A 15,253-nucleotide genomic window follows, 5' to 3' on the forward strand; every position below is an offset into this window, starting at 1 on the left:
GCCGGCCGGGATCGGGCCGCCAGGCGCCAACTGAAACATGATTGATACCGGCTCGATGCAGAGTTGAGACAAAATGTATGACATGACGGGGCGGGCCCTGAGGATGCCGTCCGTTGAGGTTCATCGCGGGCCGGGCTGGCGTAGGATTGAAGACATTCCGGCATCCGGGCGGGCGCCTTTCAGCGGCCACGAATGTCGAATCGATGGCGTTAATACGACCAACCGGAGGAGAAAAGGCCCTAAGGCCAACACTATGAGTGAATCTTTGAACGGGCGGCTCAGGACCGGAAACGGCAACCAGCCGCCCACCGAGTTCCCGCACACACTACCGGGTACGCGCACGGAAGTTGTCACGTTCGACAACTCCGACCAAATGGTTCACTCGTTGGGAAGCCACGACGAAGCCTTGCGATACATCGAGGAACAGTTCCAGGACGTCAATTTCCACGTCCGTGGCAACGAACTCTCCATGACCGGGCCTTCCACAGTCATTCCACGCATTATGCGTCTCTTGGAGGAAGTCCGGGGGCTGGTGGCGAAGGGGACGGTGGTCACTCCGGACATCCTGCAGCAGCTCGTGTCCCTGTTGAGGACGCAGTCCGTGCAGAATCCGGCGGATGTCCTGACGCACAACATCCTCTCCAGCAGGGGTAAGACCATACGGCCCAAGACGCTGAACCAGAAGAACTATGTTGACGCCATTGACGACAACACCGTGATTTTTGGTATCGGTCCGGCTGGTACTGGAAAGACCTACCTGGCAATGGCCAAAGCAGTGCAGGCGTTGCAGACGAAGGAAGTCAGCCGAATCATACTGACCCGGCCCGCCGTGGAAGCGGGGGAGAGGCTGGGCTTCCTCCCCGGCACGCTGAGCGACAAGATCGACCCCTATCTTCGCCCGCTGTATGACGCCTTGCACGACATGATGGATCCTGAATCCATCCCGCGTTTGATGGCTGCGGGGACCATTGAGGTCGCTCCTTTGGCTTACATGCGCGGACGGACGCTGAATGACGCCTTCATCATTCTCGACGAAGCGCAGAACACCACCCCGGAGCAAATGAAGATGTTCCTGACCCGCCTCGGTTTCGGATCGAAGATGGTGGTCACAGGCGATGTCACGCAGATTGACCTGCCCTCCGGTTCAACATCGGGGCTGCGGATCGTCAGGGAGATCCTGAAGGGGATTGACGACGTCAATTTCTCTATCCTGGAGGCCGCTGACGTGGTAAGGCACCGGTTGGTTGCCGACATCGTCTCTGCCTACAGCACATGGGACGACGCACACCGCACCGACGCCGCAGGCGCACAGTACCAACGTGGAGAACGTAAATGAGCATTGAAGTAAACAACGAGTCCGGTGTAGCGGTGGACGAAGCGCAGCTGGTGACGTTGTCACGCTTCATCTTTGAGCGTCTGTACATCCACCCCCAGGCCGAACTGTCCATTCTCCTTGTCGATGAACCGGCCATGGAAAAGCTGCACATCGAACTTATGGACGAGCCCGGAGCTACTGACGTGTTGTCGGTTCCGATGGACGAATTGACTCCGGGCACTCCTGACAAGCCCACGCCGCAGGGCATGCTGGGTGACATCGCCATCTGCCCGCAGGTGGCCGAGGTGCAGGCACGCAACGCCGGGCATGCCACCCAGGATGAGATGCTTCTCCTGACCACCCATGGCATCCTCCACCTGCTTGGTTTTGACCATGCGGAGCCGGAGGAAAGGGAAGAGATGTTTGGCTTGCAGCGGGAACTGCTGTCTGAATTCCTGGGCAAGGATGCCCCCATGGAGACCATGCAGTGACCTCGATCATCCTGGTCGGCATGGCACTGGTTTTCCTCAGCTTCGTTGCGCTGCTGACCGCAGCCGAGGCTGCCTTCAACTTCCTGCCCCGGCATGAGGCCGAACAATCGATAGTCCGCAGCAAGGGCAAAGCGCTGGGGGGCATTCTCAAGAACCCGATTGCACACATGCGCGCCCTGCGCTTTTGGCGCGTGTGGTTCGAGATGGCGGCAGCAGTTGCCGTCGCCGTGGTCCTGCATAGTTTGCTGGACAATGTGTGGCTGGCGGGTCTCGCGGCTACGGGCATTATGGCGGTGATTGGCTTCGTACTGGTGGGCGTGTCACCCAGACAGTTGGGCAGGGCCCACTCCGGTCCCGTCGTTCGCTTCACTGCACCGCTGATCCGGTTCCTGTGCTGGATATTGGGCCCCATTCCCGGCTGGCTGGTGGCCTTGGGGCAGGCAGTTGCGCCCGGCGCCCCGAGCGGGGACGACGCCTTCGTCAGCGAAGAAGAGTTCCGTGAGTTCGTGGATCGAGCCGCGGAGTCGGACATGATCGAAGACAATGAGGCTGAACTCATCCATTCAGTCTTCGACTTCGGTGACACTTTGGTACGTTCCGTGATGGTTCCCCGCACGGACATTGTCAGCATCGGTACGGGCTCGGACCTCGAGACTGCAATGGGCCTTTTCCTGCGTTCGGGCTATTCAAGGATCCCGGTCATCGGTGAGAACACGGATCAAATCCGTGGAATCCTTTACCTCAAGGACGTGGCTGCAGCCATGCATCGCAGCGAACCGGGACTGCAAGCCCATGACGTTGACTCACTTGCAAGGGATGTCCGTTATGTTCCGGAATCCAAGCTAGTGAGCGACCTCCTGAGGGAACTGCAAAAGGAGTCCACACATGTAGCGATCGTGATCGACGAGTACGGCGGCACCGCTGGACTGGTCACCCTTGAGGACCTCATTGAGGAGATCGTTGGCGAGATTGTGGATGAATACGACGCCGCCGCCGAGGAAGCGGTTGACCTCGGCGATGGCACGTACCGCGTGAGCGCCCGGATGAGCATCGATGACCTTGGCGAGTTGTTCGACATCGACCTCGATGACGACGAAGTGGATACGGTAGGTGGCCTCCTCGCGAAAGCCCTTGGTCAGGTTCCCATTGTTGGCAGCTCCGTTGAAGTGAACGGTATATCACTCCGGGCAGATAGGCTGGAGGGTCGCCGAAACAGGGTCAGCCACATCATTGCGGCAGCCATGCCAAAGGAAGACACTGACTTTGAAGACCTACTCGATGACGCCGACTCAACGCAACAGGGAGTTCCACGTGAGCAAGCAAAATAAGAAATTCGATGCCGATGCCGATTTCGGTGGCTTCCACGCTGGCTTCTCGGTGCTTGTCGGCCGACCCAACGCGGGAAAGTCGACTCTGACCAATGCCTTGGTTGGCCAGAAGGTTGCCATCACCTCGGCCAAGCCGCAGACCACTCGTCACACTATCCGCGGTATCGTTCACCGCGATGATGCCCAACTGATCCTCGTGGACACCCCGGGCCTTCACCGTCCACGCACCCTGCTGGGGAAGCGTCTCAACGAGCTTGTGGCAGACACCCTGGCGGAAGTCGATGCCATCGGTTTCTGCCTGCCGGCCAACGAAAAAATCGGCCCGGGCGACAAATACATCGCGGCGCAGCTGGCCGCCGTCGGACGTAAGCCGATCGTGGCGCTGGTGACTAAAACGGACCTTGTGGACCGTCAGGCGTTGACGGAGCAACTGCTCGCAGTCGCCGGTTTGGGACGCGACGTCCTTGGTGAGCAGGGCTGGGCTGACATCGTGCCTGTTTCCGCTGCCGATGGTTTCCAGGTTTCTACGGTGGCAGATGTGCTGATCAGCCACATGCCGTCGTCGCCGCCGCTTTATCCTGATGGCGAGCTGACTGACGAGCCAGAGGCCGTCATGATCGCTGAGCTTATTCGAGAAGCGGCCCTTGAGGGCGTCCGTGATGAACTTCCGCACTCCCTCGCAGTGGTGGTGGAGGAAATCGTTCCCCGAGAAGGCCGTACCGAGGACAACCCGCTATTGGATGTTCGAGTGAATCTTTATGTCGAGCGGCCTTCGCAGAAGGCCATCATTATCGGCAAGGGGGGAAGCCGGCTGCGTGAGGTGGGAACCAATGCCCGCAAGGGAATTGAAACGCTGCTCGGTACCCGGATTTACCTGGATCTCCACGTCAAAGTGGCTAAAGACTGGCAGCGCGATCCAAAGCAACTGGTCAAACTCGGGTTCTAATTGGCATCACTGGATCCGGCGTGGCTTCGGGTCCGATAAGGAACTTCCCAGAAACGGCAACTATGATTGCGGGGATCCAGCTGTTTGATGAAAGGTAAACCAAATAGTGCGACGTCGTGACGCCCGCCCGCAGGGCACCGGCACCGCTGTCCCCGGTGGGGCACGCCATGGAGAGGATGCCGACGGTACCCCTCGCCATATGAAGGCGCCCAAAGGCCTGCCGCTTTGGTTGAAAATTGTTACCGGCGTGGTCTCCGTTGCGCTGGTCGCAGGCGTTGCCTTTGCTGCATTTTGGTTTATCCGGTTGCAGACCAACATCACCAAGGCTCCCTTGAGTGCCGGAGAGACACGCAATGCCGGTGATCCGCTGGTCGATGACAAGACGGATCGGCTGCAGATCCTGATCCTTGGCTCCGATACCCGTGATGGTAAGAACGCCGAATACGGCAGCACTGAAGACTCCACCGGCTATGGACACTCGGATGTCATGATGCTCCTGGATATCTCCGCGGACAATAAACGCGTAAACGTCCTGAGTTTCCCGCGAGACCTGTTGGTGGACGTGCCGCAGTGCACGGACCGCACCAATAACCAGACATTTCCCGCCCGGAGCGGCGTGATGATCAATGAAGCCATGGCAGAGGCCGGAATCGGTTGCGCCGTGGATACGGTCAATCAACTGACGGGCTTGGAAATCGACCACTTCATGATGGCGGATTTCAACGCCGTCAAGGAGCTCTCCCACGCTGTAGGCGGCGTCAACGTTTGCGTCAGTGATCCGGTCTTTGACCCGGATTCCCGGCTCCGCCTGGCCAAGGGTGATTCCCTGGTGGAAGGCGAACAGGCTTTGGCATTCCTCCGAACCAGGCATGCTTTCGGTGACGGAGGCGACCTCGGTCGCATCAAGGGCCAGCAAGCCTTCCTCTCATCCCTCACCCGGAAGCTCAAGGACGAGGGGACTTTGGGCAACCCGCAGAGGCTGTTGCAAATCGCGGATGTGGTGACGCAGAACCTGACAGTGGATGAAGGCCTGGCGTCAGTTCCTTCATTGTTGACCATTGGTGGGCGGCTCAAGGATATTGATGTTTCCAAGGTGGCGTTCGTGGCTGTGCCCACACAGCAGGCGGCGGTTGACCTTAATCGGTTGGAGCTGGTGGAGCCTCAGGCATCACAGCTGTTCGCGGCACTACGTGCCGACCTCGACCTCACAACACCCGGCGCGACGTCCACTCCTGCACCCAGCGAAAGCCCGGCTCCTCAGCCAACGGCCATCACGCCTGCCGCACCCGCGTACGACAAAGCGATCCAGCCGGTGGCCGTTGCCAACGGCAGCGGCGTCGCTACCCGGGCGCAGGAGCTCATGACTGTGCTCACTGGGAACGGATTTGCCCAGACAGTGTCCTACTTGGCTAATCCAGTGGATCAGACTGTGCTTTACTACGGACCCGGTTTTGCGGATGTGGCTGCCGACGTGGCCGCACTGTTCGGCATCCCGGCAGCGCAAGTTCAGGAAGCCCCTGGGGTAGCGGGCGTGCAGCTTTACGTAGGCACGGACTTCGGTACCGGAACCGCCTACGGTGCAGCCTCAGTACCGTCAGATGTTGTCAACCAAACGGCCAGTGATGCCGTTTGCCAACAGGTGAATCCCCTCTACATCGACCAGTAGTAGATCCCCTGCTTGAGAACACAGCAACGGCCGGCCAGTTCTTTGAACTGGCCGGCCGTTGCGCTTCCGGGTACTACCAGATGCTGACGCGTTCCCCGGGGTCCATCCACATGCCATCGGCTTCCGTCACGGCGAACGCTTCATGGAAGGCGTCGAGGTTGCGGGCTATGGCGTTGGTGCGGAATTCGTTGGGGGAGTGCGGGTCCGTAGCCAGTCTCCGGATCGCTTCTTCGGTGCGGATCACCTGGCGCCAACCCGCAGCCCACGACATGAAGAACCGCTGGAAGCCCGTGAAGCCGTCAAGGACCTCCGGCTCAGCCCCGTTAAGGCTCAGTAGATAGGCCTTGTAGGCAATAGTGAGGCCTCCGAGGTCGCCGATGTTCTCGCCCAGAGTTAGCTTGCCGTTGACCTTATGGTCGGGCGCTGCGTAGGGGGACAGGGCGTCGTACTGGGCAACCAGTTTCGCAGTCAGGGCTTCGAAGGCTGTACGGTCGTCCTCCGTCCACCAATTGCGGAGCGCGCCGCTGCCATCGAACTGGGACCCTTGGTCGTCGAAACCATGGCCGATTTCGTGACCGATCACCGCGCCGATCCCGCCATAGTTCACAGCGTCATCCGCGTCTGCGTTAAAGAAGGGTGGCTGAAGGATAGCAGCGGGAAAGACGATCTCGTTGAGCATCGGATGGTAGTAGGCGTTCACGGTCTGCGGCGTCATGAGCCACTTTGTCAGATCAACCGGCTTACCGATCTCGTCCAAGTGCCGGTCCACATCCGCATCATGGGCACGCTGCACGTTGCCAAGAAGATCCGTCGGGTCAATTTCCACGGCGGAGTAATCGATCCACTTGTCAGGGAAACCGATCTTAGGACGGAACGCGTCCAACTTCTTTAGTGCCTCTTTCTTGGTCTCCTCGCCCATCCATCCAAGGGAAGAGATACTCTCCCGATAAGCTTCGATCAGGTTTGAGACCAGCGTCTCCATCCTTGCTTTGTGGCCGGCAGGAAAGTGCCGATCAACGTAGATTTGGCCGACTGCCTCGCCAAGGGCCGCTTCGACGACGGCTACTCCTCGCTTCCACCGTTCTTTGTTCTGTGGCGTACCACTGAGAGTGGTGCCGTAAAAGTCGAAGTTCGTGGAAACGAACGCGGACGAAAGATAAGGCGCGGACGAACTGAGAACCCGGAGGGTCAGCCACTCCTTCCAAGTTTCCAGGGGCTCGGATTCCAGCAAAGCTGCCGCGCCCGCAAAGAAGTCCGGCGTGCTCACCACAATTTCACTTCGCTTGCCTGGCTCCACCCTCGCCGCCTGGAACCAGGTGTCCAGCAGGGGGAACAGTTCCACCGCTTCAGCCGAGGTCCTGAGGTTGTAGGTCTTCTGGGGATCCCGCAGAGTGACGTTGTCCCAGTGATGGGATGCCAAGGCGGTTTCGAGTGCGACGATGCGCTGGGAGGCAGCTTGCGCGTCGGGGATGCCAGCGAGGTTGAACAGCTTGGCAATGTACTCACCATAAGCCGCGACGATGGCCGCGAACTTTTCTTCGCGGTAGTAGGACTCGTCCGGCAGGCCCAAGCCGCCTTGTCCGATATAGAGGAGTATGCGTTCCGGGTTGCCTGCGTCCGGTGCGGGGTAGATGGAGAAAAGTCCGGAGACGTCCGCGCGGAACAATCGTCCGATCAGGGCAGCCAGTTCCGCCGGGGAGCCCACCTCGCGAACCTCATCAAGACGGCCTCGCACGGGCTCCATACCTTTCGCCTCGGCTGCTTCTTCGTCCATGAAGCTGGCGTAGAGTCCGCCAACTTTCTGTTCGACGCCGGTGGCTGACTCGCCTTTGGCGGCTGCCTCTTCGATAATCGCCTTCACGGCCAGCTCCGCGCCATCGCGCAAAGCCGTGAAAGTGCCTTCAAGCGGCCTGTCGTCCGGAATCGTTGTGCTGTTGAGCCACGCACCATTGACGTGCTGATAGAGGTCGTCCTGGGGCCGGACGCTGTGATCGATGTTGGAAAGAGAGATCCCCGACTGTGGCACTGTGGCTCCTTGTGTGGACACTGCAGTCGGCGTTTCCACCGTCGCGGCGTCTGCATAGTGGACGTTGCATGAGGTGTTGCACTGTCATCATACGCATCGTGTTAGTGTGAATTTGTGCGTACGGCGATGCTTCTTCTTAGCTGCCGCGGCGAGGCCTGAAAGCTATCTGAAGCTGGGCCATCCTCGCCGCGGAGTTCCGTTGTGTCCGGCTAAGCTTTCATTTAGTTCTTAGAGAAAAGGCCACACGTCATGCGTAATGCACAAAAGCCCTCCGGTATGCCGATTCACCGCTACCTGCCGTTCCAGGACCAGATCACCGTCGAGGTTCCGGACCGCACTTGGCCGGATAAGGTCATTACCAAGGCTCCGCGTTGGTGCGCAGTTGACCTGCGCGATGGCAATCAAGCACTGATCGACCCCATGAGCCCGGCCCGCAAGCTGAAGATGTTCCAGCTGCTCGTCAGGATGGGCTACAAGGAAATCGAAGTTGGTTTCCCCTCAGCGTCGCAGACCGACTTCGACTTTGTTCGCCAACTCATCGAGGGCGGCCATATTCCGGACGACGTCAGCATCCAGGTTCTGACGCAGGCGCGTGAACACCTGATTGAACGGACCTACGAATCCTTGGTCGGCGCCAAGCAGGCAATCGTGCACCTGTACAACTCCACATCTGTACTGCAGCGCCGCGTTGTGTTCAACCAGGACGAAGACGGCATTCTGGATATTGCCTTGCAAGGCGCGCGCCTGTGCAAGAAGTATGAAGAGACCCTGACAGATACGCACATCACGTATGAGTACTCACCGGAGTCATTTACGGGCACCGAACTCGAGTATGCCGCCCGCGTGTGCAACGCCATCGCGGATGTCTTTGAGGCCTCGGCCGACAAGCAGGTCATCATCAACCTGCCGGCCACGGTGGAAATGGCAACCCCCAACGTCTATGCAGACTCCATCGAGTGGATGCACAGGAACCTGCACCCCCGAGAGGGAATCATCATCTCCCTGCACCCGCACAACGACCGCGGCACGGGTGTAGCTGCAGCTGAGCTCGGTTACCTGGCAGGCGCCGACCGTATTGAAGGGTGCTTGTTCGGCAACGGCGAACGTACCGGCAACGTCGATTTGGTGACGCTGGGCCTCAACATGTTCGTGCAGGGTGTAGACCCCATGATCGATTTCTCCGACATTGATGAAATCCGCCGCACTGTGGAGTACTGCAACCAGTTGCCGGTGCCGGAGCGTTCGCCCTACGGTGGCGACCTCGTCTTTACCGCCTTCTCCGGTTCACACCAGGACGCCATCAAGAAGGGCTTTGAGGCGCTCGAGAAAGACGCTGCCGCTGCGGGGAAGCCGGTTGACGACTTCACATGGCAGGTTCCGTACCTGCCCATCGATCCCAAGGACCTCGGCCGCAGCTATGAAGCTGTCATCCGGGTTAACTCGCAGTCCGGCAAGGGCGGCGTGGCCTACCTGCTGAAGAACGAGCACAACCTGGATCTGCCCCGCCGGGCACAGATCGAGTTCTCCGGAGTCATCCAGAGGCGTACCGATGCCGTGGGCGGCGAGGTCAGTGGTGCCCAGCTGTGGCAGATCTTCCAGGATGAGTACTTGCCCTCGGAAGAGGAGCAGGCTCAGTGGGGTCGCTATGGGCTGGGTAGTGTGAGCACTGAGACGGATGAAACCGGCGCCATGACCATGAACGCAAACCTCCGGATCGACGGCGTCGAAGTCCGCCGAACCGGCCACGGCAATGGCCCCATTGCGGCCCTGTTGGACATACTCCACCACGACGGCGTTGACGTGCGGGTGCTCGATTACAGCGAGCACGCCCTGTCCGAAGGCGGCAGTGCCAGTGCTGCGGCATACGTTGAATGTGCTGTCGGAGAGCGCGTTTTGTGGGGCGTCGGAATTGACCCCAGCACCACCACGTCCTCCCTCAAGGCCCTGATCTCGGCAGTGAACCGGGCCGTCCGGGACGCTCAGGCTTAAGCCGCCGCCGTGTGGTGACGGGAAATACCGTCACCACACGGTCCGGCGAACACTGCCGGATCAGGCATAGTGGGAAGATTAGTTGTGGTCAATCCGTCGTTTGCAGCGCGGTCCTATCGGGACGATGCCGTGGTGCTTCGTACCCATAAGCTGGGCGAGGCGGATCGAATCATCACTTTGCTGACCAAACACCATGGTCAGGTTCGTGCCGTTGCCAAGGGTGTTCGCAGGACCAGTAGCCGCTTCGGGGCGCGGCTGGAGCCCTTCATGGTGGCGGACCTGCAACTGGTTTCGGGCCGGACGTTGGACATTGTGACCCAGGCCGTGGCGAAGGGCGCGTACGGAAGTAGTATCGCGGCCGACTATGGGCGGTTCACTGTGGCTGCAGCCATGACTGAGACTGCCGAGAAGCTCACGGATGCCGATACCGAATCAGGGACCGCCCAATACAATCTGCTGGTTGGTGCGCTGGCTGCCCTGAGCCGTTCGGACCATCCGCCCGAGCTCATTCTTGATTCTTATCTTTTGCGGGCGTTGGCCACCGGTGGCTGGGCGCCCAGCTTCACTGATTGTGCGCGTTGTGGCCGTCCCGGTCCTCATACAGCGTTTGCCGCCCCAGTTGGCGGCATGGTGTGCGGCGACTGCAGGCCCCCGGGTTCTCCAGCGCCGGCGCCGGAGACAGTGCTGTTGCTGGGGGCCTTACTAACTGGCAATTGGAGCGTAGCTGATGCTTCGGATCCGCGGCACAGGCGGGAGGCAGCCGGCTTGGTGGCCAGTTACCTCCAGTGGCATCTTGAACGGGCCCTGAAATCACTCAAACACGTGGAGCGAAGCTGACAGTGGTACTTGGAAAGAAGAGTAAATCAACAGCGGCAAGGACTGCCCCCGTGGTTGCCCCTTACGGACACCCTTCCGGGGCCCTGCCGCCGAGCATTCCAAGTGAGCTCATTCCGCAGCACGTGGCCATAGTCATGGACGGCAACGGGCGTTGGGCTAATCAGCGAGGCCTCCCTCGGATAGAGGGGCACAAGGCCGGCGAGCCGGCGCTCTTGGACGTTATGGCAGGAGCGATCGAACTCGGGATCAAGTACGTCAGCGTGTACGCGTTCTCCACCGAGAACTGGCGCCGGTCACCGGAAGAAGTTCGATTCCTCATGGGATTTAACAAGGATGTACTACGCCGCCAACGCAACCAACTGGATGAGTGGGGTGTCCGCATCCGTTGGGCTGGCCGCCGGCCCCGTCTGTGGGGATCGGTCATCAAGGAGTTGGAAGAGGCAGAGGACTACACCCGGGCCAATGACACCTGCACGTTGACCATGTGTGTTAATTACGGTGGACGGGCAGAAATAGCCGACGCCGTTTCCGCCATTGCGCACGACGTCGCCGCTGGAAGGTTGAAGCCAGGATCGGTGTCGGAGAAGACCATTCAAAAGTACTTGGATGAGCCGGACCTTCCCGATGTGGATCTCTTCCTGCGGAGTTCGGGGGAGCAGAGGCTATCAAATTTCCTTCTGTGGCAGTCGGCTTACGCGGAGTTTGTCTTCATGGACACGCTGTGGCCGGACGTGGATCGGCGGACCCTCTGGGACGCCGTCGAAATTTATGCCAAACGCGACCGGCGCTATGGAGGGGCAGTGGACGCGGCCCCGGTTGTCAAATAGCACGTTTGCGTTAACTCAGTAGGGATAGGCCGCCAGCCACACGGCAACGTCACGGTAGGCCTGTTGGCGGACCGTGCGCCTTGACAGAAACACGTCGTGCAGGGCGCCGGGATAGCGGAAAACGGCGGTCCTCCGGGCAAGCCCAAGCGCCCGCCGCGACGTTTCTTCAACGTCGATGACGGCATCGGCACGCATGAGGTCAGCAGTCCATTCGGCTTGGATCCTGGTCCTCCCGGACAAAAGCACCAGCACCGGGGCGTCTATGTTGAGCTTGCGCTCCACCGTGGCGTGGCCCGCTAGAACTGCTTTTGTCCATCCCGCGCGGATAGGAAACGAAGCCCGCGGACGCCACACCGGATCCAGCATCCACTCGCCATGTGCCTCGTTGCTGACACTTTCCCAATATGCGGGCATTTCCGGGAATCTGAAAGGACGTTTTGGATCGGTCCGGGCAAAGGGTTCCACCAGGTGCATGGCGATACTGCGGACCAGGCTGCTTCCCTGGAGTTCGAGCCACGGTGAATTCAGGACCAGGGTTCCCAAGCGACCGGGATTCCGGTCCGCCCACAGGGCCGCGATCAAGCCACCCAAGGAATGGGCGAGCATATGGATAGTGGGCGGCGTTGCGTTATTGGTCCTTACGGCTACGTCCCGCTCGATCTCACGTAGGGCTGCGGCGATGTCGTCGTCATAAACGCCAAGATCGGATGTGTAGCCGGGCGTCTGTCCCGGTAGCAGGCTGCGGCCGAATTTCCGCAGGTCCAGGGCATAGAAGTGAAAGCCTGACGCTGTTAGGTACTCTGCCAGTTCGGTCTGCAGAAAGTAGTCCGCCCATCCGTGCAGGTAAAGGACCACCCTCGGTGCTCCGCCGGGATCAGATGGGGAGGGGCGTCGTTTGCGTTTGGTAAAGGTCGCCAGGAAGTCAAGCACGCCTTGCTGGGATGGATGGGCCAGGGGCGGTGCATGCCTGACGAGGGTCGCTTTTACCGGCCCCTCCTCGTCGGCTTTCAAAGGCAAATCCATACGCTCGTAGCCGTGGCCGAGGACGTCGGGCTGCCATAGCGAAACCGACTCCTCCGTGGTGGTCATGCGTCCCCTTCCCGCCGACGATCCTGCTCATTGTTGTCCATAAAACCGTTGACCCACCGGGCAAGTCGTGAATATGCGTCCTTCCTTACTGCCGGAGCTGAAAGGAAGACGTCATGGAGGGCTCCGTCGATGCGTTCCAAAGTAACTGTTCGGCCTAAGGCCATGGCCCGCAGTGCAATGACGCTGACGTCCAGTACGGCATCCGAACGGCGCATCGATTCCTGCCACACCATGCCATTGGCGCTGGTGGTTGAAGTCAGCACAAGGACAGGCATCTCCAGCTTCAAGCCGCGAGCCACTTGCGAATGACCTGCGAACACAGCGCTCAACCAACCTGCCCGGACAGGGAAAGCGAGCGGAGGCCTATAGTTCTCATCCAAGGTCCATTCCCCTTCAGCAGTGCTGCTGATGCTCCGGAAGTAGAAGCCCCGCTCCGGCAACTTCAAGACCGTCTCCGGGCGGATCTTTGCGATCGGCGACACCATGGCTTGCGCGGCGCGCCGCACCAGTGAACTACCGTGCATCTCCAGCCATGGACTGTCGAGAATCAGGTATTGGATGTCGTCCGGGTGGCGGCTGGCCCACAGCGCTGCAACCAACCCTCCGGTTGAATGGCCCATCAGGGTCAGGCTTCCCGCTGAGGAGTCAGCGTGGTCGTGGCGGATGAATTCGATGGCCTTGTCAATCTCGGCATCGTAGTCAGCCAGGTTGGCCACGTAGCCGCCGGGCATATCGGCCTGCAGGCTCCGGCCGTGGTTGTGCATGTCCAGGGCGTAGAAGTCGTAGCCTTGCTGTGCCCAGAAGCGGGCCAGCTCGGTATTGAAGAAGTAATCGCTCCAACCGTGCAGGAAAAGTACGGCACCGTAGCGCCTCGGAGCTGAGTGCGCGTCGCCGTCAGCTTGATCTTTGGACTGGACCCTGTGCCGAATCAAGGTGGCATGCCGGACCACGCCATCCGGTCCTGGGGCGTCCACCCCGCAGGATTGGAAGTCGGATCCCAGGATGTCAGCCGTCCACTCCATGGCTTTAGCTTAGACACTGGCTGCGGCGTCCCGGCCCGCGGCCCTCCCGGTGAAGAGGCAACCGCCGAGGAATGTTCCTTCCAAGGCCCGGTACCCATGGATACCGCCTCCACCGAATCCGGCAGCTTCTCCGGCTGCATAGAGGCCTGGGATGTCCTTCCCTTCGTCGTCCAGAACCCTTGAGCGCAAATCTGTTGTGAGACCGCCCAAGCTCTTACGTGTCAGTACTGACAGCCGAACGGCAAGCAGGGGTCCGTGCGCCGGGTCCGTCAAACGGTGCGGGGGAGCCACCCGCATGAACTTGTCGGTTGCAAATCGCCGCGCTGCCCTGATGGCTGCCAATTGCGGATCCTTGCCCAGCCCGCTGGCTACCTGGCTGTCCCTGGCCCGAATCAGTGACTCGAGCCCGTGGGCGTCGATCAAGGAGCTTCCTGTGAGCTGGTTCATTCGTGAAGCAAGCTCTATAGGCGTTGCAGCCTGGAGAAAATCAACACCCCTTTCTATGAAACGCTGAATAGGCGTGTCGCTGTTAGGCCGGAGCCTCGTTGCGAGCAGCCGAATATCCTTACCTGTGAGATCCGGGTTCTGCTCGGACCCGGAGAGGGCCAGTTCCTTGAGCGCGATGGTGCGGTTGAGGACAAACCATGAATACCCGTGTCCCGTCCCGATTATGTGCCGAAGCGCTCCCTGTGAGTCGAAGCCAGGGAAGAGCGGCGCCGGTAACTGACGTCCTTCGGCGTCGAGCCAAAGTGACGATGGACCGGGCAGGATGCGGATTCCATGGTTGGGCCACACCGGATCATAGTTGTGGATTCCCTCGGGGTAGTGCCACATTCGGTCGCCGTTGACCAAGGCAGCTCCGGCGGATTCCCCGGCGGACAGGAACTCGCCGTCAACTGAAGCAGGTACTCCACTGAGCATGAATTCGGGAGCAGTGTTATCCGGCCATTGCCGGCGCACTTTGGCGTGATTGCCGCCGATGCCGCCGGTAGTCACCACCACAGCTCCCGCCCTTGCCTCAAAGCTCCCGACGACGACGCGGCCAGATGCTTGGCCCCTGAGCGCCGTCGACGGTTCCAGTACCTCGCCGGAAACGCCGGTGACATTGCCCGCCGTCGTCGTCAGCGACAAAGCCCGGTGCCTGAAGTGCAGGCTGACCCTGCCGGTATCAACGCCCTCCAGCACCTTGGCGAGGAACGGTTCAACCAGCGCCGGTCCCGTGCCCCACGTGACGTGGAACCGGGGGACGGTATTGCCGTGGCCTTGCGGCCCGTATCCGCCGCGTTCAGCCCACTGCACCAGGGGGAAAAGGCCTACGCCCAGGCTCCGCAGCCATGCCCGCTTCTCACCTGAGGCGAAGTGGACATAGGCCTCTGCCCACTCCCGGGCCTTCAGGTCCACGGAGCGGTCGAAAGCGGCCGACGCCAGCCAGTCCGAAAGGGCGATCCCGGTGCTATCCCTTACCCCTAAGCGCCGTTGTTCAGGCGTATTGACCATGAAAAGGCCGCCAAAGGACCAGTGCGCCTGACCGCCCATGGATGCCCCCGGCTCCTGGTCCAGGACAGCCACCGTCTTGCCGGCAGCATAGGCTGTGGCCGCGGCAACCAGCCCGGACAACCCAGCTCCGACCACCACGACGTCGGCAGTGACCTTGTGGCTCCCATGATCTGCGTCACGATTTTCCAGCGGCATGCCTACATGCTAGCGGCAGGGTGGG

General features: G+C 60.4%; 12 protein-coding genes. 8 read left to right on the forward strand and 4 right to left on the reverse strand.

The annotated features are described in order from the left end of the window. Positions 1-253: 253 nt before the first annotated feature. From M1D89_RS12405 to M1D89_RS12425, 5 genes are all read left to right on the forward strand, one after another. Positions 254-1,336 carry a PhoH family protein gene (locus M1D89_RS12405; protein WP_402932868.1) on the forward strand — a complete coding sequence of 361 codons (1,083 nt, stop codon included), beginning with the start codon at positions 254-256 and terminating at the stop codon, positions 1,334-1,336. Beyond that, the gene (gene ybeY / locus M1D89_RS12410) at positions 1,333-1,806 is read left to right on the forward strand and encodes an rRNA maturation RNase YbeY (RefSeq protein WP_498650805.1); all 474 of its coding nucleotides are present in this window, start codon (positions 1,333-1,335) and stop codon (positions 1,804-1,806) included. Before M1D89_RS12405 ends, ybeY begins: the two co-directional genes overlap by 4 nt. After that, a complete protein-coding gene (locus tag M1D89_RS12415; RefSeq protein WP_498650806.1) occupies positions 1,803-3,134 on the forward strand; it encodes a hemolysin family protein in 1,332 nt (443 codons plus the stop codon). Before ybeY ends, M1D89_RS12415 begins: the two co-directional genes overlap by 4 nt. Continuing rightward, positions 3,118-4,080 (forward strand): GTPase Era, encoded by a 963-nt coding sequence (era, locus tag M1D89_RS12420; protein ID WP_498650807.1) that lies wholly within the window; start codon positions 3,118-3,120, stop codon positions 4,078-4,080. The genes M1D89_RS12415 and era overlap by 17 nt, the downstream gene beginning before the upstream one ends. A gap of 106 nt (positions 4,081-4,186) precedes the next feature. Next, positions 4,187-5,746: an LCP family protein gene (locus tag M1D89_RS12425; RefSeq protein WP_498650808.1), complete on the forward strand. Its 1,560-nt coding sequence runs from the start codon at positions 4,187-4,189 to the stop codon at positions 5,744-5,746. 73 nt (positions 5,747-5,819) lie between these two features. Here M1D89_RS12425 and M1D89_RS12430 read toward each other — a convergent pair whose 3' ends face one another. Then, complete coding sequence (locus M1D89_RS12430) at positions 5,820-7,772, reverse strand: M13 family metallopeptidase (protein WP_498650809.1); 1,953 nt, start codon at positions 7,770-7,772, stop codon at positions 5,820-5,822. Positions 7,773-8,021: 249 nt separating this feature from the next. Here M1D89_RS12430 and leuA point away from each other — a divergent pair, with 249 nt between their 5' ends. From leuA to M1D89_RS12445, 3 genes are all read left to right on the forward strand, one after another. Beyond that, entirely contained in the window at positions 8,022-9,761 is a 1,740-nt protein-coding gene (leuA, locus tag M1D89_RS12435; protein WP_498650810.1) for a 2-isopropylmalate synthase, read from the forward strand. Between the two features lie 84 nt (positions 9,762-9,845). After that, the gene (gene recO / locus M1D89_RS12440) at positions 9,846-10,598 is read left to right on the forward strand and encodes a DNA repair protein RecO (protein WP_498650811.1); all 753 of its coding nucleotides are present in this window, start codon (positions 9,846-9,848) and stop codon (positions 10,596-10,598) included. Positions 10,599-10,600: 2 nt separating this feature from the next. Beyond that, complete coding sequence (locus M1D89_RS12445) at positions 10,601-11,425, forward strand: isoprenyl transferase (RefSeq protein ID WP_498650812.1); 825 nt, start codon at positions 10,601-10,603, stop codon at positions 11,423-11,425. 15 nt (positions 11,426-11,440) lie between these two features. Here the strand turns inward: M1D89_RS12445 and M1D89_RS12450 are convergent, their stop codons facing one another. Genes M1D89_RS12450 through M1D89_RS12460 form a run of 3 tightly spaced genes read right to left on the reverse strand, consistent with a single transcriptional unit; the run spans position 11,441 to position 15,228 of the window. Then, positions 11,441-12,514, reverse strand: a complete 1,074-nt coding sequence (locus M1D89_RS12450; protein ID WP_498650813.1) for an alpha/beta hydrolase — start codon at positions 12,512-12,514, stop codon at positions 11,441-11,443. After that, positions 12,511-13,536 carry an alpha/beta hydrolase gene (locus tag M1D89_RS12455; protein WP_498650814.1) on the reverse strand — a complete coding sequence of 342 codons (1,026 nt, stop codon included), beginning with the start codon at positions 13,534-13,536 and terminating at the stop codon, positions 12,511-12,513. Before M1D89_RS12455 ends, M1D89_RS12450 begins: the two co-directional genes overlap by 4 nt. A gap of 9 nt (positions 13,537-13,545) precedes the next feature. Then, positions 13,546-15,228, reverse strand: coding sequence for an FAD-binding dehydrogenase (locus M1D89_RS12460; protein WP_498650815.1), 1,683 nt, complete (start codon positions 15,226-15,228; stop codon positions 13,546-13,548). Between the last annotated feature and the right edge of the window lie 25 nt (positions 15,229-15,253).

Source organism: Arthrobacter sp. D3-18, from assembly GCF_054408525.1.